Source organism: Pseudomonas sp. ASL8 (genome assembly GCF_056680355.1).
The window spans coordinates 1,983,289-2,004,756 of record NZ_CM155278.1 but is presented as its reverse complement, the minus strand read 5'-3'; the positions used below and the strand labels follow the sequence as shown (position 1 = coordinate 2,004,756).

22 protein-coding genes are annotated in these 21,468 nt (G+C 58.1%); 10 read left to right on the top strand and 12 right to left on the bottom strand.

All coding sequences use genetic code 11. The features are described 5' to 3' along the window. Positions 1-5 precede the first annotated feature (5 nt). Both AC1MEA_RS09100 and AC1MEA_RS09095 read left to right on the top strand, forming a co-directional pair. Positions 6-98, top strand: coding sequence for a hypothetical protein (locus AC1MEA_RS09100; protein WP_480918118.1), 93 nt, complete (start codon positions 6-8; stop codon positions 96-98). A 22-nt stretch (positions 99-120) separates the two neighbouring features. Next, positions 121-678 (top strand): RBBP9/YdeN family alpha/beta hydrolase, encoded by a 558-nt coding sequence (locus tag AC1MEA_RS09095; RefSeq protein ID WP_480917481.1) that lies wholly within the window; start codon positions 121-123, stop codon positions 676-678. A gap of 99 nt (positions 679-777) precedes the next feature. On the opposite strand, the gene etfB is transcribed toward AC1MEA_RS09095, so the two are convergent. From etfB to AC1MEA_RS09065, 6 genes are all read right to left on the bottom strand, one after another. Beyond that, positions 778-1,581 carry an electron transfer flavoprotein subunit beta gene (gene etfB / locus AC1MEA_RS09090; protein WP_480917480.1) on the bottom strand — a complete coding sequence of 268 codons (804 nt, stop codon included), beginning with the start codon at positions 1,579-1,581 and terminating at the stop codon, positions 778-780. Further along, a complete protein-coding gene (etfA, locus tag AC1MEA_RS09085; RefSeq protein ID WP_449633859.1) occupies positions 1,571-2,791 on the bottom strand; it encodes an electron transfer flavoprotein subunit alpha in 1,221 nt (406 codons plus the stop codon). The genes etfB and etfA overlap by 11 nt, the downstream gene beginning before the upstream one ends. Continuing rightward, a complete protein-coding gene (dgcB, locus tag AC1MEA_RS09080) occupies positions 2,791-4,752 on the bottom strand; it encodes a dimethylglycine demethylation protein DgcB (protein ID WP_480917479.1) in 1,962 nt (653 codons plus the stop codon). The genes etfA and dgcB overlap by 1 nt, the downstream gene beginning before the upstream one ends. A 200-nt stretch (positions 4,753-4,952) precedes the next feature. After that, a complete protein-coding gene (dgcA, locus tag AC1MEA_RS09075) occupies positions 4,953-7,013 on the bottom strand; it encodes a dimethylglycine demethylation protein DgcA (RefSeq protein ID WP_219064031.1) in 2,061 nt (686 codons plus the stop codon). A 15-nt stretch (positions 7,014-7,028) separates the two neighbouring features. Further along, entirely contained in the window at positions 7,029-7,559 is a 531-nt protein-coding gene (locus tag AC1MEA_RS09070; protein WP_219064030.1) for a DUF5943 domain-containing protein, read from the bottom strand. Positions 7,560-7,643: 84 nt separating this feature from the next. Continuing rightward, positions 7,644-8,621 carry a dipeptidase gene (locus AC1MEA_RS09065; RefSeq protein ID WP_219064029.1) on the bottom strand — a complete coding sequence of 326 codons (978 nt, stop codon included), beginning with the start codon at positions 8,619-8,621 and terminating at the stop codon, positions 7,644-7,646. Positions 8,622-8,861: 240 nt separating this feature from the next. Between AC1MEA_RS09065 and AC1MEA_RS09060 the strand changes: the two genes are divergently transcribed. The 3 genes from AC1MEA_RS09060 (at position 8,862) to AC1MEA_RS09050 (ending at position 11,003) form a co-directional block, all read left to right on the top strand. Beyond that, positions 8,862-9,254, top strand: coding sequence for a lysozyme inhibitor LprI family protein (locus tag AC1MEA_RS09060; protein WP_480917477.1), 393 nt, complete (start codon positions 8,862-8,864; stop codon positions 9,252-9,254). A gap of 604 nt (positions 9,255-9,858) precedes the next feature. Next, the gene (locus tag AC1MEA_RS09055) at positions 9,859-10,359 is read left to right on the top strand and encodes a hypothetical protein (RefSeq protein WP_480917475.1); all 501 of its coding nucleotides are present in this window, start codon (positions 9,859-9,861) and stop codon (positions 10,357-10,359) included. After that, positions 10,338-11,003, top strand: coding sequence for a biosynthetic peptidoglycan transglycosylase (locus AC1MEA_RS09050; protein ID WP_480917473.1), 666 nt, complete (start codon positions 10,338-10,340; stop codon positions 11,001-11,003). The genes AC1MEA_RS09055 and AC1MEA_RS09050 overlap by 22 nt, the downstream gene beginning before the upstream one ends. Before the next feature lie 310 nt (positions 11,004-11,313). Here the strand turns inward: AC1MEA_RS09050 and AC1MEA_RS09045 are convergent, their stop codons facing one another. After that, positions 11,314-12,258, bottom strand: coding sequence for a GlxA family transcriptional regulator (locus tag AC1MEA_RS09045; RefSeq protein ID WP_480918117.1), 945 nt, complete (start codon positions 12,256-12,258; stop codon positions 11,314-11,316). A gap of 189 nt (positions 12,259-12,447) precedes the next feature. Here AC1MEA_RS09045 and choX point away from each other — a divergent pair, with 189 nt between their 5' ends. From choX to AC1MEA_RS09020, 5 genes are all read left to right on the top strand, one after another. Beyond that, complete coding sequence (gene choX / locus AC1MEA_RS09040; protein WP_219064027.1) at positions 12,448-13,395, top strand: choline ABC transporter substrate-binding protein; 948 nt, start codon at positions 12,448-12,450, stop codon at positions 13,393-13,395. 83 nt (positions 13,396-13,478) lie between these two features. Continuing rightward, complete coding sequence (gene cdhC / locus AC1MEA_RS09035; protein ID WP_480917471.1) at positions 13,479-14,366, top strand: 3-dehydrocarnitine:acetyl-CoA trimethylamine transferase CdhC; 888 nt, start codon at positions 13,479-13,481, stop codon at positions 14,364-14,366. A 131-nt stretch (positions 14,367-14,497) separates the two neighbouring features. Continuing rightward, entirely contained in the window at positions 14,498-15,463 is a 966-nt protein-coding gene (locus AC1MEA_RS09030; RefSeq protein WP_480917469.1) for an L-carnitine dehydrogenase, read from the top strand. A gap of 124 nt (positions 15,464-15,587) precedes the next feature. Then, positions 15,588-16,058, top strand: a complete 471-nt coding sequence (locus AC1MEA_RS09025; protein ID WP_480917468.1) for a thioesterase family protein — start codon at positions 15,588-15,590, stop codon at positions 16,056-16,058. 40 nt (positions 16,059-16,098) lie between these two features. Continuing rightward, entirely contained in the window at positions 16,099-17,259 is a 1,161-nt protein-coding gene (locus AC1MEA_RS09020) for a gamma-butyrobetaine dioxygenase (protein WP_480918116.1), read from the top strand. A gap of 75 nt (positions 17,260-17,334) precedes the next feature. On the opposite strand, the gene fba is transcribed toward AC1MEA_RS09020, so the two are convergent. From fba to epd, 5 genes are all read right to left on the bottom strand, one after another. Further along, complete coding sequence (gene fba / locus AC1MEA_RS09015; RefSeq protein ID WP_219064023.1) at positions 17,335-18,399, bottom strand: class II fructose-bisphosphate aldolase; 1,065 nt, start codon at positions 18,397-18,399, stop codon at positions 17,335-17,337. A gap of 131 nt (positions 18,400-18,530) precedes the next feature. Then, complete coding sequence (locus AC1MEA_RS09010; protein WP_219064022.1) at positions 18,531-18,854, bottom strand: MliC family protein; 324 nt, start codon at positions 18,852-18,854, stop codon at positions 18,531-18,533. A 110-nt stretch (positions 18,855-18,964) separates the two neighbouring features. Beyond that, on the bottom strand, positions 18,965-19,189 hold the full coding sequence (locus tag AC1MEA_RS09005) for a hypothetical protein (RefSeq protein WP_219064021.1): 225 nt from the start codon (positions 19,187-19,189) through the stop codon (positions 18,965-18,967). Positions 19,190-19,217: 28 nt separating this feature from the next. Next, positions 19,218-20,381, bottom strand: a complete 1,164-nt coding sequence (locus AC1MEA_RS09000; RefSeq protein ID WP_449633850.1) for a phosphoglycerate kinase — start codon at positions 20,379-20,381, stop codon at positions 19,218-19,220. Between the two features lie 15 nt (positions 20,382-20,396). Continuing rightward, the gene (gene epd / locus AC1MEA_RS08995; protein WP_480917465.1) at positions 20,397-21,446 is read right to left on the bottom strand and encodes an erythrose-4-phosphate dehydrogenase; all 1,050 of its coding nucleotides are present in this window, start codon (positions 21,444-21,446) and stop codon (positions 20,397-20,399) included. Between the last annotated feature and the right edge of the window lie 22 nt (positions 21,447-21,468).

Sequence of the window (21,468 nt, the reverse complement as noted above, 5' to 3'; positions counted from 1 at the left end):
TTTTTGTGCTGTTCTTCCTGACTCGGCGTATGTTGTTATCGAGTTTCATCGGGGTGCTGGTGTTTTTTGCAGCCCAATGGTTCTGTGCTGGCGTGTGAATGGTCTTGAAGGAGAAGAAAGATGACAGTCAGGGTTTTGATCTTGCCGGGCCTGTTCAATTCGGGTGAAGCACATTGGCAGTCACAGTGGGAGCGGCAGTTTTCAGGCCTGCACAGGGTCGAGCAGCAAGACTGGGAAACACCCAACGCGACGGATTGGGTTGAGCGCTTGAATCAGGAAATTGCTGCTGCCGACGGGGAGGTCGTGCTGGTAGCCCACAGCCTGGCTTGTACCTTGATCACCCGCTGGGCGCAGCAGTATCCCGAGGCGCGCAAGGTCCGTGGCGCATTGCTGGTGGCTCCGAGTGATACCGAGGCAGATAGCTATCCGTCGGGCACCTCGGGTTTTGTACCGATGTCGACGCAACACCTGCCTTTTCCAACGATCATGGTGGCGAGTACGGATGATCCGTATGTCACCCAGGAGCGGGCCAAGACTTTCAGCCAGGCTTGGGGCAGTGAACTGGTCTGGGTGGAAAATGCCGGCCATATCAACGGCCAAACCGGGTACGGGCCCTGGCCAGAGGGCGCTGAGTTGCTGTTGAAACTCACGGGAGATCCGCAGTTCCAGCTTAAGTAGCTCGGGTCATGCAGGCCAGACATTCGTCCCCCGGCTGGAACGCCGGGGCGTGATATCCGGCGTAATCATCCAGAAGTCGCAGTGGTACTTCCTGCGCACCTAACGCACCACGCCCTCCTCAATCAACAGCTTCAAAATCGCCTCGGCGCCTTCTTTGGCGTCGAGGCCCTTTAGTACTTGTCCACCGCCTCCGCTGGCCTTGGCCGTTGCAGCTTTCATACGGTCGGCGCCGCTTTTGCCTTTGATCACTTTCAAACGCTTGGGCCGGGGCTTGGCCGGTTGCAGCGCGGAACGTGCCAACAGCTCATCCACCACCACTTCGACCTCCTCCACCGCGAGCATCCCGCGCTGGGCCGGACCATAGGCACTCTGCCGGGACTTGGGCGCGGCATTATCCACCGTGGCGAGAAAAGGCAGGCGGACCTTCAGCCGACGACGTTGACCGCGTGGCAATGCTTGCAACACATGGGCCACGCCGTTATCCAGCGATTCGACCTGCGCCAGCCCGACCACCAGCGGCCAACCCAGCTTTTCCGCCAACAGAAACGGCAACATGCCCGAGCCTTCGCCGGTTTCCGCCTGGCTACCGGTGAGCACTACTTGCACGTTTGCGTCACGCAGATAATCAACCAGAGCGGGCAATGCATCGGCGCCTTCCGGCTGTTCAAGAACATGCAGCTCATCCAGACCCATGCCGAGATAAGCCCGCAGCGCAGGCTCTTCGACATTACCGGCGTGCAGCACATGCAAGTTATCCCCAACCAGCTGCAGGCCCAGTTCGACAGCGCGCGCATCTTGCTCGGCGCGGCGTGCACGACCGGAAGTCGGGTGCGCACCGATGGACACCAGGCTGATCACATGGATGGCGTTGTTATCCACAGGGGCCTTCGAATTAAGCGGCATCGCGTTTCCCCTCGTTGCGGTAAGCCTCAATCGCAGCAATCAGTGCCTTGAGTATGTCCGCGCTTTCACCGATCACCGACAGGTCAGCACGTTTGATCATGTCGCACCCTGGATCGAGGTTGATCGCCACCACCTTGTCGCAGGCACCAATGCCTTGCAGATGCTGGATCGCGCCGGAGATACCGACCGCCACATAGACCCGGGCCGTGACCCAGGTACCACTGGCGCCGACCTGGCGATCACGCGCCATGTAGCCATCGTCCACCGCCACACGGGATGCGCCTTCGGTGGCGCCCAATGCCGCAGCAGTACGGTGAAACAAATCCCAATCTTTCACGCCATTGCCACCCGAGAAGATGAACTCCGCTTCGGCCATGGGAATGGCGGCCGGGTCCACCGCCACCGCGCCGAGGTCTTCGATACGCGACAGACTGCGAGCGACGGCTGTGGATAACTCCACGGGCAACGCTTCGTGACGGGTGTCGCTGACCGGCTCGGCACATTCGACGGCGGCCAGAATCAAGCGCGCCAAAGGACGCGCCAGGTCTTCACGCCCCGCACCCGCACGGCCGATGCACTGCTCGTCGGTTACCTGCCAGACCCGCGTTGCCGGACGTTCGCCCAGGCTTGCAGCAAAGCGCCGACCCAGCTCACCGCCACCATTGCGGCTGTCAGGCAGCAGCCAATGACGCGGATTGAACTGGTTATCCACAGCCCGCAGCCCTTGAACGCGCTGCTCCGGTGAATAACCGTTGAACTCACTGCCGTCGAGCAGCAACAGACGGTCGACGCCGGCGGTGGCGAATGCAGTTTCCTTATGCTCGCCGAACACCACGGCCAGCACCGCGCCGTCTTTGCCGGCCAGTTGATGAGCCAGGCCCAACACGTCGCGGTCGTGGCTGCTCAAGCGACCGCCGACCATGTCCGGTGCGACGCAAATGTAGAACGCCGGTTGCGCGATGACATGCAGCGGCAACTGCACCTCGGCCGCGGCAGAACGTTTGACCGCCCCACCCTGCTGAGCGCCACTGCGGTCGATCCGCTTGATACCGTTGGGGCCAATGAAGCCTACGTTGTGCACATCTTTGCGCACGATGCCGTTGGGGCCCATCCAGCTGGTTTGCGCAGGCTGCATGGCCGCGTGCAGCGGGTGCAGGCGGTTACGGGCGATCCATTCGGCGCGGGGGTCGCGGCGGATAATGTCGCTCATCAATGCACCTCCGCAGGTTGACGCTTGACGTGTGTCGGTTTGCTGGCGACGACGTCTTCCAGCAACGCATCGGCGACCAGTTCGGCAATGTCTTTGATCAGTGGCCGAGGCTCGACCACCCCTTCAAGCATCGCCGTGCATTGCGGGCAACCCACAGCCACCAGCTCGGCGCCGGTTTCGCGGATGTCTTCCATGCGCATGTCGGGAATCCGCTGCTTGCCAGGAATGTCGGTGATCGGTGCACCGCCACCGCCGCCGCAGCAACGGGAGCGGAAACCGGAGCGTTGCATTTCCTTGATCTCGATACCCAGTGCGCGCAATACCTCACGCGGCGCCTCGTATTCGCCGTTGTAACGGCCGAGGTAGCACGGGTCGTGATAGGTCACGCTGGTGCCTTTGTGCTGGCCAAGGTTCAACGCGCCTGCCTGAATCAGCTCGGCCATGTAGGTGCTGTGGTGCTGCACTTGATAGTTGCCGTCAAAAGCACCGTACTCGTTTTTCAGCACATGGAAGCTGTGTGGATCGCAGGTGACGATACGCTTGAAGGCGTACTTGGACAGGGTCTGGATGTTGCGTTTGGCAAGCAACTGAAATGTCGCTTCATCACCCAAACGGCGAGCCACGTCGCCACTGTCGCGCTCTTCGAGGCCCAACACCGCGAAGTCGACATTAGCGGCTTTCAGGACTTTGACGAAAGCACGCAAGGTCCGCTGGTTACGCATGTCGAACGCGCCATCACCGACCCAGAACAGCACGTCGGCGGTCTTATTCTCGCTTAGCAGAGTGAGGTTCAGGTCGGCCGCCCAGTTCATCCGGCCACCCGGTGCAAAACCGCCGGGGTTGTCGGTGGCGATCAGGTTGTCCAACACTTCGGCGCCCTTGTTCGGCGTCGCACCTTTTTCCAGAGTGAGGAAACGGCGCATGTCGACGATGGCATCAACGTGCTCAATCATCATCGGGCATTCTTCGACACAGGCACGGCAGGTGGTGCAAGACCACAGGGTTTCGGCGTCCACCAGACCGTTGACGATCGGCTGATGAGCGTTGCCGCCGTGTTCGCCGATCGGTTTGCCCCTGCCATCAAGGGATGGATAAGGGCTGCCCGCGAACTTGGCATCGGTACCGCCAGCCAGGCCGACCACCATGTCTTGAATCAGTTTTTTAGGGTTCAGCGGCTGGCCGGCAGCGAAGGCCGGGCAGGCGACTTCGCACTTGCCGCACTGCACACAGGCGTCGAAGCCCAGCAGTTGGTTCCAGGTGAAATCCTTGGGCTTTTCCACGCCCAAAGGTGCGCTGCGGTCACTCAAGTCCAGCGGTTTCAAACCGGTGGAACGGCCGCCACCAAAGCGCTCGGCGCGACGGTGCCAGGCCAGGTGCAAAGCACCGGCAAAGGCGTGCTTCATCGGCCCGCCCCACGTCATGCCGAAGAACATTTCCGTCAAGCTCAAGGCCACGCCCACGCCCAGCAGCACGACGACAACCCAACCGCCAAAGTGCTCCGGCAGGATGCCCGCCACTGGCAGTGTCACCAGAAAGAAGCTGACGGAAAAGGCCATCAGGCTTTTCGGCAGGCGCATCCATGGGCCTTTCGACAGCCGCGCAGGCGGATTAAGCCGGCGCAGTGCCATGAAAATCGCGCCGACAAACATGATCGCCGACGCCAACAGCAAGGCGTAGCTGAGGATCCGGTTGTGCAGGCCGAAGCCGTGTACCAGGATCGCCAGCACGGCCGCCAAGACAAAACCGCCCGCCGTCGCAACGTGGGTGTTGGCGATGTATTTGTCCCGTGCCACGACGTGGTGCAGATCGACCATATAACGCTTGGGCATGGCCAGCAGGCCGCCGAGCAAGTCGACCTTGGCCGCCCGGCCCTGGCGCCACAGCATCATCCGCCGCACTGCGCCCAACACGGCCAGGGCCAGGGCGACGAACAACAGGATGGGAAGAAGGGTGTTCAACATGTGGAGCTCCCATCAAAACCGGGTGGGTCTGAATTCTTGTCGCGTTTACAAAACCGGACTCGGTCATCTGTAGGAGCGCGCTTGCCCGCGATTGGCCCGGGGTCGCGCTCGACCGAAGCGGCCACAAAAATCGTTTACCCGATAACATTTGAAGGCCGTTCCGGCCTTATCGCGGGCAAGCGCGCTCCTACAGGGTTCCCTTAAAAGTCTTTACACAACCGCAATGCGTCGTAGATCGCCGCATGGATGTTGCGCTGGGCCACGCAGTCGCCGATGCGGAACAGCAAGTAACCCTCGCCCGGCTGACTCAACGAAGGTTGCGGCTGGATAGCGAACAACGCTTCGATGTCGATCTGGCCCTTGTTGCGCGAGGCCTCTTTCAGCGCGTAGTAGATTTCTTCGTCTGGACGCACGCCGTTCTCGATCACCACTTGGTCGATCACCCGCTCCTCTTTGGCGCCGGTGTACTCGTTCTCCAGCACCGCGACCAGCTTGTCGCCCTCGCGATAGACCTTCTCCAGCATCAAGTCGCCGGTCATGATCACTTCTTTGGGGTACATGCTGCGGTAGTACGTAGGGAACGATGTTCCGCCGATAGCCACGCCCGGCTTGATGTCGTCAGTGACGATCTCGACCTGACTGCCTTTGTCCGCAAGGAAGTCGGCAACCGACATCCCGGTGAACTCACAGATGGTGTCGTAGACCAGCACGTTCTTGCCTGGTGCAACTTTGCCGTCGAGGATGTCCCAGCTGCTGACCACCAGGCCTTCATCCGCGCCCCAATGTTCATTCTGTTCCAGGAACGGGTGACCGCCGTTTGCCAGCACCACCACATCCGGACGCAGGTCCAGGATGGTTGCAGGGTCGGCTGCTGTTCCCAGACGCACGTCGACTTTCAAGCGTGCCAATTCCAGCTGGAACCAGCGGGTGATGCCGGCGATCTGATCGCGCTGCGGCGCTTTCGATGCAGTAGTGATCTGCCCGCCGAGCACGTCTTTTTTCTCGAACAAGGTCACGTCATGCCCACGCTCGGCAGCCACGCGTGCGGCTTCCAGGCCTGCAGGACCGGCACCGACCACCACCACTTTGCGTTTCACGCCGGTGGATTTTTCGATGATGTGCGGCACGCCCATGTATTCACGGGAGGTCGCGGCGTTCTGGATGCACAGCACATCCAGCCCTTGGTATTGACGGTCGATGCAGTAGTTGGCACCCACGCATTGCTTGATCTGATCGACCTGGCCCATCTTGATCTTGGCGATCAGGTGCGGGTCAGCGATGTGCGCGCGGGTCATGCCGACCATGTCGACATACCCGCCTTCCAGAATCCGTGTTGCCTGGTTCGGGTCCTTAATGTTCTGCGCGTGCAGGACCGGGGCCTTGACCACTTCTTTGATACCGGCGGCCAAATGCAGGAACGGCTCCGGTGGATAACTCATGTTGGGGATAACGTTGGCCAGGGTGTTGTGGGTGTCGCACCCCGAACCGACTACACCGATAAAGTCGAGCATGCCGGTGTCGTCGTAATACTTGGCGATCTGCTTCATGTCCTCATGGCTCAGGCCATCGGGATGGAATTCGTCGCCGCACAGACGAATACCGACGCAGAAATCCGGACCGACTTCCTTACGCACAGCCTTGAGCACTTCCAGACCGAAACGCATGCGGTTTTCGAAACTACCGCCCCATTCATCGGTGCGTTTGTTAACCCGAGGGCTCCAGAACTGATCGATCATGTGCTGGTGCACGGCGGACAGTTCGACGCCATCCAGACCGCCAGCCTTGGCCCGTCCGGCAGCGCTGGCGTAGTTGCCGATCACGCGCCAGATCTCTTCCGGCTCGATGGTTTTGCAGGTCGCGCGGTGTACCGGTTCACGAATGCCTGACGGTGAAAGCAGGGTCGGCCAATGGTCGCCGTCCCAACGCGAACGACGACCCATGTGAGTAATCTGAATCATGATCTTGGCGCCATGCTTGTGCATGGCATCCGCCAGATTCTGGAAGTGCGGGATGATATTGTCGGTGGCCAGGTTGACCGATTTCCACCAGCCTTGCGGGCTGTCGATGGCCACGCTGGAGGACCCGCCACAAATGGCCAGGCCGATGCCGCCCTTGGCTTTCTCCTCGTAATACTTCACGTACCGATCAGTGGTCATGCCGCCATCGGTGGCATAAACCTCGGCGTGCGCGGTACTGAGAACGCGGTTGCGGATGGTCAGTTTGCCGATCTGGATGGGCTGGAACATTGCTTCGAAAGCCATGACGGAAACCTCGACTTACAACGGCTTGACGATGAACAGGCCATCGTCGTGGCCCTCTTCAGAACCACCGTAAACCTGCTCGGCCACAGTGCGGATCGGACTGCCTTTGGCGGCCAGGATTTGATCCATGGCACCCGCGAACCAACCGGTGAACATGTAATCGACCTTGCGCCCGACCTTGCCGTACACATAGACGAAGCACGAGTGTTCCAGGCGGATGCTGGCGGTGCCTTTTTCCAGGTCGATGGCTTCGATTTTGAACAGACCCCAGCCACGTTGCGACAAACGCTTCATGTAGTGCTCAAACACCGCGACGCCTTCCAGGCCGTGGCATTCAGCTTCTTTCTCGCACCAGTGCCAGGCCGATTTGTAACCCGCCTTGTAGAGAATTTCGGCGTAGGCGTCAGCGCCCAACACTTCTTCGATGCCCATGTGGTTGTTGACGAAAAAGTGACGTGGCACGTAGAGCATCGGCAACGCATCAGACGTCCAGACACCGGTTTCGCTGTCGACTTCGATAGGCAGTTGCGGGGCGATTTTAGCCATGGGGTAACACTCCAGAAATTCGGGTTGCGCCCACTGCGCGGATGGCAGTGGGGTCAGCTATTCAATGCAGATACGGTGTGAGCGTTACTCGCCCCAAACATCCTTGAGAACGTTCACCCAGTTCTCGCCCATGATTTTGCGCACGACGCGCTCGGGGTGGCCGCGTTTGAGCAGGGTTTCGGTCAGGTTGGGGAACTCACCCACGGTACGAATACCCAGCGGGTTGATGATCTTGCCGAAGCTGGTCAGACGACGCGCGTAGCCCTTGTCGTGGGTCAGGTATTCGAAGAAGTCCTGACCGTGACCCTGCGTGAAGTCAGTGCCAATACCGATGGCGTCTTCACCGACAATGTTCATCACGTATTCGATGGCTTCGGCGTAGTCGTCGATGGTCGAATCGATGCCCTTGGCGAGGAACGGCGCGAACATGGTCACGCCAACGAAACCGCCGTGGTCAGCGATGAACTTCAGCTCTTCATCAGACTTGTTGCGCGGATGTTCTTTCAAGCCGGACGGCAGGCAGTGCGAGTAGCAGACCGGTTTTTTCGATTCTAGGATGACTTCTTCGGAGGTTTTCGAGCCCACGTGAGACAGGTCGCACATGACGCCGACGCGGTTCATTTCGGCAACGATCTCGCGACCGAAGCCCGACAGGCCGCCGTCGCGTTCGTAACAGCCTGTGCCGACCAGGTTTTGCGTGTTGTAGCACATCTGCACGATGCCAACGCCGAGCTGCTTGAAGATCTCGACGTAGCCGATCTGGTCTTCATAAGCGTGGGCGTTCTGGAAACCGAAGAGGATGCCGGTCTTGCCTTGCTCCTTGGCCTTGCGGATATCCGCCGTGGTACGCACGGGGATGACCAGGTCACTGTTTTCACGCATCAGCTTCTGGCTGGTGCAGATGCTGTTGATGGTCGCCTGGAAACCTTCCCACACCGACACGGTGCAGTTAGCGGCGGTCAGGCCACCTTTGCGCATGTCTTCGAACAGTTCACGGTTCCACTTGGCAATGATCAGCCCGTCAATAACGATGCTGTCGGCGTGCAATTCGGCTGGGCTCATCAGGCTGTCCCCTCTGGGTGATTCATGCGCCGAATCGTCTGCCGGCGCTTTGGGGCCAGCATATGCCTGAGGGTTGAGCGAGCCGGGTGCAAAAACGACAGGGGGTTTGCCGAAAGCGTCAAGAAACGACAAAGGGTCAGCGCCACCTGCTTAGATAGACCATTGGGCCTCTGTTCTTTACGCGGCGCCTGGAGGAAAATCTCTGGCGATTGCTCCGAACAACCGGCGAGGATGTCGCAAATGAGGTCAATGTTATTGGTGCTGGCAGTGCTGGCAACCGGCGCTCAAGCCGAAGACAGCACCCCCTGCGACAACGTGGAAACCACCCAGCAGAGCTTCGAGTGCTCGGCCTTCAACAAAACCACCTCCCAGCACGAGCTGGATAACGCTTATAAAGACCTGGTCGACCGGATCAGCTCTCAGTACGCCAACCACCCGGCGCAACTGAACGACTACCTCGCAAAAATAAAAAATGCCCAACAGATCTGGACCAAACTGCGCGAGGCTGACTGCACGGTACAAACCTTCCTGAGCGAAAAAGGCAGCCAGACCCTCGAAATCGGGCAAAACGATTGCTTCTCGCAGATGAACGATCAACGGTCGGAGTATTTACAGTCGATCGGGATGGAGTGAAGCCGCACCTGACGTCACAGGAGCGCGCTTGCCCGCGATACGGCTGGGGTCACGTCCGACCCGCAGAACCTTCGGCGTCTGACATGCGGCCATCACGGCGGGACGCATAGTTGCAAACGCGCTTATCAAAAAACCAATATCTAATTAAAGAATAAATGTCATTAATTTTTCGGCCAAACGCTGATCCCCTGTAGGAGCTGACTTGTCTGCGATCTAGCCGGGTCGCGTCCGACCGAAGCGCTAGCAAAAATAGTGAATTTACTACCGTCGGAAGGTCGTTCCGACCTTATCGCAGACAAGTCAGCTCCTACGCCCGCCGGGCAGAATGGAGCCCCAACTTGCTGCGCGACAGCGCGGCTGTCGAAGCCGAGACTGCACTCCTACAGGTAAATTTTTCAAGCTTTCGACTGCTGTCGATCCTCTCTCAGGCAGCGCGTGAACCGTGCGAGGTACCTACGGGTGAAACACGATGGCAATTCAAAGCCGCAAAAACAGGATGGCTGGAATAGGTCAAAATGATACTATATAGCCATTATTGTGATTTTGAATTATCAAATTAAACGTCCCAAACGCAGAAATATGTAAATATCAGGATGATAAACTCATGAGCTTTGAGACTTTCCTATCAGATGTTCTAGCCACAGTAATTGGAGGGGGGCTATTAGCATTAGTCTTCTTTTTAATTAAGGAGAAATTCTTTCGTTATAAGGACATGGACGGCTCGTGGATATTTGAACAAACGACCTTAAGTAGCGCTTACAATCCATTTAAAGGCATGATGGTTAGATACTTGGTATTGATTGCGCGCGATGGAAATAAATTATATGGTAGTGCCGAAAAAATTCACGAACTCACCTTGGGCGGAGTTGGCCGTGATTATGTCGGTGCTCATAGATCCTTAGCTGAAATTTCAGGCCACATTGAAAAACGTTATTTTTCTCCGGACAGAATCTCCATTCATATAAGTGAACAAGGAGAAAAAAGGCGTTCATCCACCTACCATATAATATTCAGCTGCAGGAAAAAAGATGACTTAAGCGGTAGATTTTCTTCAACCATTGCGAACCAGCTTGGAGTAGTCATTTGGACAAGAAGATCTTCGTAAAAATCATCTCTGCAATCACCGCATTACTGGTCATCCCCCTAGCGTTATTAATTTTTTTAGCGAGTAAGAAAAGTCGCGTTTATTACCTGATAACAGCAGCGAAAATATCCAGGTGCACTTTCGAAACCAATGTCGCGATATTGATAAAGGCTTTAGAGATGTCGGAAGATCACCGTTTCAGAAATCACTGGGGCATAGATCCCATAGGTATAGCTAGGGCAATAAAAAAAACACTACTTCACGGCCGTTTAGAAGGTGCCAGCACAATTGAGCAGCAGTATGTTAGGACGTGCACTCTTCAAAAAGAGCTTTCTGTAACAAGAAAGCTAGAAGAGATTTCAATAGCAGTTTTTATAGCCATAAACCACACCAAAGACGACATCGCCTACTCTTACCTTAAATATGCATACTTTGGTGAAGGACTAATTGGTTACAAAGCAACTATTCGCGCACTGCATGCCGAATCCGAAAGCAAGATACTAAACGATAACGAAGCGGTTTTTATAACATCCTTACTAAAGCGACCAAAACCAAAAATACCCAATACAAACTGGAAGACAATGCACGAAAAAAGAGCCAAGTACATATTTAAACTTCGATACAAAAGCACTGACACACATTACGCTCTTGAAAACGATAAATAACTCAAGAAAAAACCAATTAATCATACGAACACGAACCAAACATAACACCTACAACTTACTCCACTCACCGCTCAGCCTATCCAACATGCATCGGTTCTGTTTTTTATCTATGTTCAATGCGAATCAGTGCAGCCCCACCCGCAAAAATATTAAGCGTCGGTTCCATGTATAGATTATGGGTCGTATTTCAGTAAGCCGAACGGTTAACAGACCTTCTTGAGTGCTTTATTTGCGGGCTTAACGGCGACTGCTGTAGAAAGCGTATTCCTGCAAGAGCCGACTTACCTGCGGAAAAGCCGGACCCGCCAGATCACGCTTTCGACTGCTGTCGATCCTCTCTCGGGCAGCGCGTAAACCGTACGCGGTAACTGCGGGTGAAGTACGACGGCGATTCGAAGCCGCAGGCCAGGCTGACTTCCAGCACACTCATGTCGGTCTGGCGCAGCAGTTGTCGCGCCTTCTCCAGGCGCAGCCCGAGATAGAAATTGCTCGGTGTGTCTTTCAAATGCAGGCGAAACAGTCGCTCTAGCTGACGGCGGGTCACTTGAATCCCGTCGGCCAGGTCCAGGGTGCTGAGCGGTGGTTCGGTGTGTTGTTCCATTTCGCCGATGACCTGCACCAGCTTTTTGTTGTTGATGCCGTAACGCGTGGCGATCTGCATGCGTTGGTGGTCTTTACGTGGGCGAATCCGGCCGAGCACGAACTGTTCGGAGACCTGAATCGCCAGTTCCGGCCCGTGGGCCTGGCCGATCAGGTCGAGCATCATGTCGATGGACGCCGTGCCGCCTGCGGACGTGATGCGGCGACGGTCGATTTCGAACAACTCCTGAGTCACGGCCAACTGTGGATAAGACTCCTTGAACGCCCCCAACGCCTCCCAATGCAGGGTCAGGCGATGGCCGTCGAGCAGGCCTGCCTGCGCCAGGATAAAGCTGCCGGTGTCGATGCCACCAAGGGTCACGCCTTCGTGATCGAGTCGACGCAGCCACTGCTCCAGCGCTGGGGTACAGAACTTCAAGGGTTCAAAACCCGCCACCACCCACAACGTCGTGCCTTTTTTCAGCGGCTCCAGCGCGGCATCGGCATTGACCGACATGCCATTACTGGCAACCACCGCCCCGCCATCGACACTCAGCACATGCCAGCGATACAGCTCGCCGCCGAAGCGATTGGCGACGCGCAACGGCTCGACGGCCGAGACGAAGCCCATCACCGAGAACCCGGGCATGAGCAAAAAGTAATAGTCCTGGGACATCGGCGGTACTCGCGGGGTCAGCATCACTCACCACATACGCCAGTTGAATGAGGACAGCAAGGGAACAGGTCGCTACTGTGCAAGAGCGCGTCGCCGCTGTGCGTTTTCCGGGGGCTGCGGCTGCGTAACGTTGCATCACGGCGCGCAGACGTCGGAACCCCACAATAACGACTGCCGAGGGAATCCATCATGAAACGACTGATCAGCTGTTGTTTGCTGGCACTCACCGGTACCACCTTCATCGCCAACAGCGCCAGTGCAGCTGAAGCGGCAACCTGTCAGAACGTACGCCTCGGCGTGGTCAACTGGACCGACGTTATGGCTACCAGCGCCATGACCCAAGTCTTGCTCGATGGCCTGGGCTACAAGACCAAACAGACCAGCGCCTCACAGCAAATCATCTTCGCCGGCATCCGCGACCAGCGCCTGGACATGTTCCTCGGCTACTGGGACCCGTTGATGACCCAGACCATCACCCCGTTCGTGAAGCAAAATCAGGTGCGCATTCTGCCTGAACCCAGCCTCAAAGACGCTCGCGCGACCCTCGCCGTTCCGACCTACCTCGCCGACAAGGGCCTGAAAACCTTTGCCGACATCGCCAAATTCAAGAAAGAACTGGGCGGCAAAATCTACGGCATCGAGCCCGGCTCAGGCGCCAACACCCAAATCAAGGAAATGATCGCCAAGAACCAGTTTGGCCTCGGCGATTTCCAGTTGGTGGAGTCAGGTGAAGCCGGGATGCTGTCGGCCGTCACCCGTGCGGTCAATCGCAACGAAGCCATCGTGTTCTTCGGGTGGGCGCCGCACCCCATGAACGTCAACCAGAAGATGACCTACCTCACGGGCAGCGATAACGCCCTCGGCCCGAATGAAGGCGAGGCCAAAGTCTGGACCGTTACCGCACCGGATTACGCCCAGCGTTGCCCGAACGTCGACAAGCTGCTGACCAACCTGAGTTTTACCGCTGAAGACGAGAGCCGGATGATGCAGCCGTTGCTCGACCACAAAGACGCGCTTGAGTCAGCCCGGCAATGGCTCAAAGACCATCCGCAAGACCTCAAGCGCTGGCTCGCCGGGGTGAAAACCTTTGACGGCAAAGATGCCGCTGAAAACCTGAAGCTGAGCAGCAACCCGTAGCGTATCCGAACCACCGATCCGCAGCCTGAACGGGCTGCGGACGGGATTGCCACACCCTAAAATTCGCCTGTAAGGAACCTGAAATGAACCATGACGTCATCATCACCTGCGCACTGACCGGTGCTGGCGACACTACCGGGAAGAGCCATCTGGTCCCGGTCACTCCCAAACAAATCGCCGCCGCCGCCGTTGAAGCGGCCAAAGCCGGCGCGACCGTGGTTCATTGCCACGTACGCAACCCGGAAACCGGCAAGTTCAGCCGCGACGTGGCCCTGTACCGCGAAGTGATGGAGCGCATTCGCGAAGCCGACGTCGATATCATCGTCAACCTCACCGCCGGCATGGGTGGCGACCTGGAGATTGGCGCGGGCGAGAACCCCATGGAGTTCGGTCCGAACACCGACCTGATCGGCCCGCTGAGCCGCCTGGCACACGTCGAAGCACTGCTGCCAGAAATCTGCACCCTCGATTGCGGCACCCTGAACTTTGGCGATGGCGACACCATCTACGTGTCCACTCCAGCCCAACTGCGCGCTGGCGCCAAACGCATTCAAGCGCTGGGCGTGAAAGCCGAACTGGAAATTTTCGACACCGGTCACCTGTGGTTCGCCAAGCAGATGATCAAGGAAGGTCTGCTCGACGACCCACTGTTCCAGCTATGCATGGGCATCCCGTGGGGCGCACCCGCTGACACCACCACCATGAAAGCCATGGTCGATAACCTGCCTGAAAACGCCGTGTGGGCAGCCTTTGGTATCGGTCGCATGCAGATGCCGATGGCAGCCCAGGCCGTGCTGCTCGGCGGCAACGTGCGTGTGGGTCTGGAAGACAACATCTGGCTTGATCGCGGCGTGCTGGCCAGCAATGGCGCACTGGTCGAACGCGCCTCGGAAATCCTCAGCCACCTGGGCGCCCGGGTTCTGACCCCTGCCGAAGGCCGGGTCAAGATGGGCCTCAAAAAGCGCGGCTGATCTCCATTGTAGGAGCGGATTTATCCGCGAAGACGTCGGCACATCCAACATCGTCAGTGCCTGACACACCGCCTTCGCGAATGAATTCGCTCCCACAGAATCATCTACAGATTTCTATTCAGGAAGTAGCGATGACTTTTATCACTGACATCAAAATCTTCGCCGCGCTCGGCAGCGGTGTTATCGGCAGCGGTTGGGTTTCCCGCGCACTGGCTCACGGCCTGGACGTGATCGCCTGGGACCCGGCACCCGGCGCTGAGGCGGCCCTGCGCAAACGCGTGGCCAATGCCTGGTCCGCCCTGGAAAAACAGAGCCTGGCACCCGGTGCGTCGCAAGATCGCCTGCGCTTTGTCGCGACCATCGAAGAATGTGTGCGTGATGCTGACTTCATCCAGGAAAGCGCCCCGGAGCGTCTCGACCTGAAGCTGGACCTGCACAGCAAGATCAGCGCCGCAGCCAAGCCCAATGCCTTGATCGGCTCCAGCACTTCCGGCCTGTTGCCCAGCGAATTCTACGAAAGCGCCATCCACCCTGAACGCTGCGTGGTCGGTCACCCGTTCAACCCGGTTTACCTGCTGCCACTGGTTGAAGTCGTCGGCGGCAAGCACACGGCACCCGAAGCCGTACAAGCGGCGATCAAGGTGTATGAGTCACTGGGCATGCGCCCGTTGCATGTGCGCAAGGAAGTGCCGGGCTTTATCGCCGACCGTCTGCTCGAAGCGCTGTGGCGCGAGGCCTTGCACCTGGTCAACGACGGGGTGGCCACGACCGGCGAAATCGACGATGCGATCCGCTTTGGCGCAGGCCTGCGCTGGTCGTTCATGGGCACCTTCCTGACCTACACCCTGGCAGGCGGCGATGCGGGCATGCGCCATTTCATGGCGCAATTCGGCCCGGCACTGCAACTGCCGTGGACATATTTGCCAGCACCCGAACTGACCGACAAGCTGATCGACGATGTGGTCGACGGCACCACCGACCAGCTCGGCAGCCACAGTATCTCGGCCCTGGAACGCTATCGCGATGACTGCCTGCTGGCCGTGCTTGAAGCGGTGAAAACCACCAAAGCCAAGCATGGAATGGCGTTTAGCGAGTAGCCGATAAGCCTGTAGGAGCGGGCTTGCCCGCGATAGCGACTTGCCTGACACACCGCGCTGACTGCATCGCGGGCAAGCCCGCTCCTACAAGGGGTCATTCCAGATAAAAATTGATGAGACTGCCATGCCGACACTCACCACCTACAAAACCCCGGTCCTCGCTGACTGGGTCGATTACAACGGGCATCTGCGCGATGCGTTCTATCTGCTGATTTTCAGCTACGCCACAGACGCTTTCATGGACCATTTGGGCCTGGACAGTGATAACCGCGAAGCCAGCGGTCACTCGTTGTTCACCCTCGAATGCCATCTCAATTATCTGCATGAAGTGAAGCAGGGCGAAGAGGTCGAAGTCCGTACTCAAGTCATCGGCCACGACCGTAAACGCGTGCACCTCTACCAAAGCCTGCACACACCCGACAGCGACGAACCCTTGGCCGCCAACGAGCAAATGCTGTTGCACGTCGACCTGGCGGGCCCACGCTCGGCACCGTTTAGCGAGCCAGTATTGAACACCCTGCTGGCCTTGGTCGAAACCCAAAAAGACCTGCCGCGGCCCACCTACATCGGCCGCGTGATTGGTTTGCCCGTCTGACCCAAGAGCCTATCCCTGCACGCATAAAAAGGAGATCGCCATTAACACTCCCGCCGTCGCCGACTTTCGCAATTACCCGTTGATCAGCGCGTTGACCGCCGTACAACCCTTGGCGGACAGGTTGCACGTGCAATGGGCCGATGGCCGGCTCAGCCCCTTTCATCATCAATGGCTGCGGGACAACTGCCCGTGCCCTGAATGCGTGTACAGCGTGACCCGTGAGCAGGTGCTGGAAATCGTCGATGTCGCTGAAGACCTGGCGCCCACCACCCGTCTGATCGACGTCCAGGGCTGCCTGTGTGTGGAGTGGCAGGACGGCCATCAAAGTCGTTTTGATCCTGGCTGGCTGCGCGCCCATGCTTACGACGAGGCGTCGCGCGCCGAGCGGTTCGAGGCTAAACCAAAAAGCCAACTGTGGACCGCCAACCTGCAACTGCCGGTGTTCGAATACCACGCGATCATGGAGGACCCGAAGGCGCTGCTTCAGTGGCTGCTGGCGTTGCGTGATATCGGGCTGACGCAGGTGCGCGGCGTGCCCACGGAGCCGGGCTCATTGGCCGGGATCGCCAAGCGGATTTCGTTTATCCGCGAGAGTAATTTTGGCGTGCTGTTCAACGTGCAATCAAAAGCCGATGCCGACAGCAACGCCTACACCGCTTTCAATCTGCCGTTGCACAGCGACCTGCCGACCCGCGAGCTGCAACCGGGGCTGCAGTTTCTGCATTGTCTGGTGAATGATGCGGTCGGCGGCGAAAGTGTGTTCGTCGATGGCTTCGCGATTGCCGATGCCCTGCGCCATGAAGACCCGGAGGCGTTTCGTAGTTTGTGCGAGATTCCGGTGGAGTTTCGCAACAAGGATCGCCACAGCGACTACCGGTGCCTCGCGCCGATCATTGCACTGGACACTTTGGGCCAGGTCCGTGAAGTCCGCATGGCGAACTTCCTGCGCGGCCCGTTCGACGCTCCCGCAGAGCAGATGCCCGCACTGTATCGGGCCTATCGACTTTTTATCGCCATGACCCGCGAAGCACGCTTTCGGGTGAGTGCGCGACTGAGCCCCGGCGACATGTGGTGCTTCGACAACCGCCGCACCCTTCACGCCCGCAATGCGTTCGACCCGGCAACCGGTGCGCGGCACTTCCAGGGTTGCTATATAGACCGGGATGAACTGCTGTCGCGCATTCTGGTATTGCAACGGTAGATGCAGCGCTGCTACAGGTAACTTGAGGCACAAAAAAACCCGCATCGCTGCGGGTTTTTTTCGATCAACTCAAACTCAGTTGACCTTGGCGTTCAACTCGCCTTTGGCATAACGCAGGTACATTTTTTCCAGCGACATCGGCTTGATCTTCGATGCCTGGCCAGCAGTACCGAACGCTTCGTAACGCGCGATGCAGATGTCACGCATGGCAACGATGGTTTCGCCGAAGAATTTACGTGGGTCAAATTCGCTCGGGTTGGTGGCCATCAGGCGACGCATCGCACCGGTGGACGCCAGACGCAGGTCAGTGTCGATGTTGACCTTGCGCACGCCGTACTTGATGCCTTCGACGATTTCTTCGACTGGCACGCCGTAGGTCTCTTTAATATCGCCGCCGTATTGGTTGATGATTTTCAACCATTCTTGTGGAACCGAAGACGAACCGTGCATTACCAAGTGGGTGTTGGGGATGCGCTTGTGGATTTCTTTGATGCGTTCAATCGCCAAGGTGTCGCCGGTAGGCGGCTTGGTGAACTTGTACGCGCCGTGGCTGGTACCGATGGCGATAGCCAGGGCATCGACCTGAGTCCTTTTGACGAAGTCAGCGGCTTCTTCCGGGTCGGTCAACAGTTGGCTGTGATCAAGCACGCCTTCTGCACCCACGCCGTCTTCTTCGCCAGCCATACCGGTTTCCAGGGAACCCAGGCAGCCCAGCTCGCCTTCTACCGACACGCCGCAGGCATGCGCCATGGCCACGGTTTGCTGGGTCACGCGCACGTTGTACTCGTAATCAGTCGGGGTCTTGCCGTCTTCTGCAAGGGAGCCGTCCATCATGACCGAGCTGAAACCCAACTGGATCGAGCGCTGGCAGATATCAGGGCTGGTGCCGTGATCCTGGTGCATGACCACAGGGATGTGCGGGAACTCTTCGATTGCGGCGAGGATCAAGTGACGCAGGAACGGAGCACCGGCGTATTTGCGCGCGCCGGCCGAAGCCTGAACGATCACCGGGGAATCGGTCTTGTCGGCCGCTTCCATAATGGCGCGCATCTGTTCCAGGTTGTTGACGTTGAAAGCAGGGACGCCGTAGCCGAACTCGGCTGCGTGGTCCAACATCTGGCGCATGCTGATAAGTGCCATTTTAGGTCTCTCTCCCGGTAGGGTCGTTAATCGTGCAAGCCTGCCTTAACGGCGGCTGCTATTCAAATTTTGCGCATCGGACAATGGCCGAACGCGTTTAACAGGCAGTCGCAAACATACTCAGCGCCGAACTAGGGAGCCTTGCAAGCGCGACCGATCAAATCATTGGTGGCGACCCAGTACACCAGGCCTTCCTCACCCTTTATGTGAAACGCCAACACACCGTCGCTGTACAACTCCCCGGAAGCGCCAGGCTCAGGCTTTAAACGATAGACCTGATCTTTGCCACCCAGGCGAACATCGACTTGAGTCTTGGTGCTGTCGGTGAAATGCCATAGCACTTCGGCCTGACTGTCACACACCCAACGGGTCCATGCGCTCTGTTGTTCCGGTGCATTCATACTGGCGCATCCGCCCAGCACTGCAAATGTCGCAAGGGCGATTAAGCCTTTCATTACTTCTCCTGGCCACCCCATGAAGCTCGGCAGGTGCCAATCACTTCGGTCGATCAGGGGCGGTTTTGTTCCTGATTGCAATCATCGTAAGCTCAATCGCACCCCAAGCCTCAAGGACAGCCCGCCTTTACCTCAGCAGGCGTGACCTCGTACTTGTCCAGTGCATCCGGACCACCGCGCTTGTAGATGATCGGCACGGTTTCCGCCTGCCAGTCAGCCTCGTAGCAGCTTGCCCGAGGCGCCTTGGGCGCGGCTTTTGCGTCTTCGGCGCCGGGCTCACTGGCACACCCGGCCATCAGACCGGCAATGACAAACAGCGGTAACCGCTTGAGCATGTAAATCCCCTTCACCCACACCGAACGCTCAGGCCTTGGCCCGCTGCTCCAATACTTCAACCGCTGGCAGGACTTTGCCTTCGACGAACTCAAGGAAAGCGCCACCCCCGGTAGAAATGTAGGAGATTTGATCCGCAACGCCATATTTATCGATGGCCGCCAGCGTATCGCCACCGCCCGCAATGGAAAATGCATCGCTGGCCGCAATGGCCTTGGCCAACGTCTTGGTGCCTTCGCCGAATTGGTCGAACTCGAACACGCCAACCGGACCGTTCCACAGAATAGTCTTCGAAGATTTCAACAAGTCGGCGAAATGCGCTGCAGTTTGCGGACCGATATCCAGAATCATGTCGTCGTCGGCCACATCGGCGATCAGTTTGACCGTCGCCACAGCGCTTTCGGCGAATTCCTTAGCCACCACCACATCCACCGGCAGCGGCACGCTGACTTTGGCGGCGATGGCACGTGCGGTGTCCAGCAGATCAGGCTCGTACAGCGATTTGCCGACATTGTGCCCGGCTGCTGCGAGGAAGGTGTTGGCGATGCCGCCACCGACGATCAACTGGTTGCAGATCTGGCTCAGGCTGTTAAGCACATCCAGCTTGGTGGAAACCTTGGAGCCCGCGACGATAGCCGCCATTGGCTGGGCCGGAGCACCAAGGGCCTTGCCCAACGCATCCAGCTCGGCAGCCAGCAACGGGCCGGCGCAAGCGACTTTGGCGAACTTGCTGACGCCGTGGGTCGAGCCCTCGGCGCGGTGAGCCGTACCGAAAGCGTCCATCACGAATACATCGCACAGGGCGGCGTATTTTTGCGCGAGCTCGTCGGTGTTTTTCTTCTCGCCCTTGTTGAAGCGCACGTTCTCGAACAGCACGATGTCGCCCGCCTTGACCTCGACACCGTTCAGGTAGTCAGCCACCAGCGGCACGTCACGACCCAACGCCTTGCTCAGGTAGTCGGCAACCGGCTTAAGGCTGTTCTCGGCAGAGAACTCGCCCTCGGTCGGACGACCCAGGTGAGAGCAGACCATAACGGCTGCGCCCTTTTCCAGCGCCAGTTTGATGGTCGGCAGCGAAGCAAGAATCCGCGCATCGCTGGTTACCACACCGTCCTTGACCGGAACGTTGAGGTCTTCACGGATCAATACACGCTTACCTTGCAGATCGAGGTCGGTCATCTTCAACACGGTCATGAGGCGGTCCCTGGTTTACTGTTGTTTGTGAGCAACGCGCAGATAGTGATCGGCGACGTCGAGCATTCGATTGGCAAAACCCCATTCGTTGTCGAACCAGGCCAGCAGGTTCACCAGCCGAGGGCCGGAAACGCGTGTCTGACTGGCATCGACAATCGCCGAATGAGGGTCATGATTGAAATCACAGCTGGCATGCGGCAATTCGGTGTACGCCAGCAACCCTTTCAACGGGCCGCTGGTGGCAGCCTCGCGAAGTATCCGGTTGATCTCGGCAGCATCGGTATCACGTGCTGTTTGCATCGTGATATCGAGACAAGAGACGTTAACGGTTGGCACACGCACTGCTTTGGCCTGAATTCGTCCGGCAAGTTCCGGCAAAAGCCGTTCAATGCCACGCGCCAGACCAGTGGACACCGGAATGATCGACTGAAAGGCCGAACGTGTACGACGCAAGTCTTCATGATGATAGGCGTCGATCACCGGTTGGTCGTTCATCGCCGAGTGGATGGTGGTGATCGAAATGTATTCCAGACCAATGGCCTGATCGAGCAAGCGCAACAGCGGCACGCTGCAATTGGTGGTGCAAGAGGCGTTGGACACCAGCAACTCGGTGCCCGTCAGCTTTTGCTGATTGATGCCATACACGATGGTGGCGTCGACATCCGCTTCGCTGGCCATCGGCTGCGAGAACAGCACCCGCGGTGCGCCCGCATCGAGAAAGCGCTGGCCCTCTTCCCGGGTGTTGTAAGCGCCCGAGCATTCGAGCACCAGATCAACGCCCAGTCCGGCCCAATCGATCCCTTCCGGCGTTGCGCTGCGCAGCACCTTGATGCCGTGCCCGTTGAGGTACAGGTATTCGCCTTCGACCCGCACTTCGCCAGGAAAGCGACCGTGGGTGGAATCGAAGCGCGTGAGGTATTCGAGGCTGGCTATGTCGGCCAGATCGTTCAATGCAACCACTTCAAACCCGGCTTTCGCCCCTCGCTCACACAGCGCACGCAAGACACAACGACCGATACGGCCGTAGCCGTTGAGTGCAACTTTATACAGACGTGGCTGAGGCATGGGGTTCTCGCTGGCAGGTGTT

Bases quoted from the DNA above. Each gene is read 5' to 3' on its own strand.
- AC1MEA_RS09095 (WP_480917481.1), top strand. From the start codon at position 121: ATGACAGTCAGGGTTTTGATCTTGCCGGGCCTGTTCAATTCGGGTGAA.
- etfB (WP_480917480.1), bottom strand. From the start codon at position 1,581: ATGCCGCTTAATTCGAAGGCCCCTGTGGATAACAACGCCATCCATGTG.
- etfA (WP_449633859.1), bottom strand. From the start codon at position 2,791: ATGAGCGACATTATCCGCCGCGACCCCCGCGCCGAATGGATCGCCCGT.
- dgcB (WP_480917479.1), bottom strand. From the start codon at position 4,752: ATGTTGAACACCCTTCTTCCCATCCTGTTGTTCGTCGCCCTGGCCCTG.
- dgcA (WP_219064031.1), bottom strand. From the start codon at position 7,013: ATGGCTTTCGAAGCAATGTTCCAGCCCATCCAGATCGGCAAACTGACC.
- AC1MEA_RS09070 (WP_219064030.1), bottom strand. From the start codon at position 7,559: ATGGCTAAAATCGCCCCGCAACTGCCTATCGAAGTCGACAGCGAAACC.
- AC1MEA_RS09065 (WP_219064029.1), bottom strand. From the start codon at position 8,621: ATGAGCCCAGCCGAATTGCACGCCGACAGCATCGTTATTGACGGGCTG.
- AC1MEA_RS09060 (WP_480917477.1), top strand. From the start codon at position 8,862: ATGAGGTCAATGTTATTGGTGCTGGCAGTGCTGGCAACCGGCGCTCAA.
- AC1MEA_RS09055 (WP_480917475.1), top strand. From the start codon at position 9,859: ATGAGCTTTGAGACTTTCCTATCAGATGTTCTAGCCACAGTAATTGGA.
- AC1MEA_RS09045 (WP_480918117.1), bottom strand. From the start codon at position 12,258: ATGTCCCAGGACTATTACTTTTTGCTCATGCCCGGGTTCTCGGTGATG.
- choX (WP_219064027.1), top strand. From the start codon at position 12,448: ATGAAACGACTGATCAGCTGTTGTTTGCTGGCACTCACCGGTACCACC.
- cdhC (WP_480917471.1), top strand. From the start codon at position 13,479: ATGAACCATGACGTCATCATCACCTGCGCACTGACCGGTGCTGGCGAC.
- AC1MEA_RS09030 (WP_480917469.1), top strand. From the start codon at position 14,498: ATGACTTTTATCACTGACATCAAAATCTTCGCCGCGCTCGGCAGCGGT.
- AC1MEA_RS09025 (WP_480917468.1), top strand. From the start codon at position 15,588: ATGCCGACACTCACCACCTACAAAACCCCGGTCCTCGCTGACTGGGTC.
- fba (WP_219064023.1), bottom strand. From the start codon at position 18,399: ATGGCACTTATCAGCATGCGCCAGATGTTGGACCACGCAGCCGAGTTC.
- AC1MEA_RS09010 (WP_219064022.1), bottom strand. From the start codon at position 18,854: ATGAAAGGCTTAATCGCCCTTGCGACATTTGCAGTGCTGGGCGGATGC.
- AC1MEA_RS09005 (WP_219064021.1), bottom strand. From the start codon at position 19,189: ATGCTCAAGCGGTTACCGCTGTTTGTCATTGCCGGTCTGATGGCCGGG.
- AC1MEA_RS09000 (WP_449633850.1), bottom strand. From the start codon at position 20,381: ATGACCGTGTTGAAGATGACCGACCTCGATCTGCAAGGTAAGCGTGTA.
- epd (WP_480917465.1), bottom strand. From the start codon at position 21,446: ATGCCTCAGCCACGTCTGTATAAAGTTGCACTCAACGGCTACGGCCGT.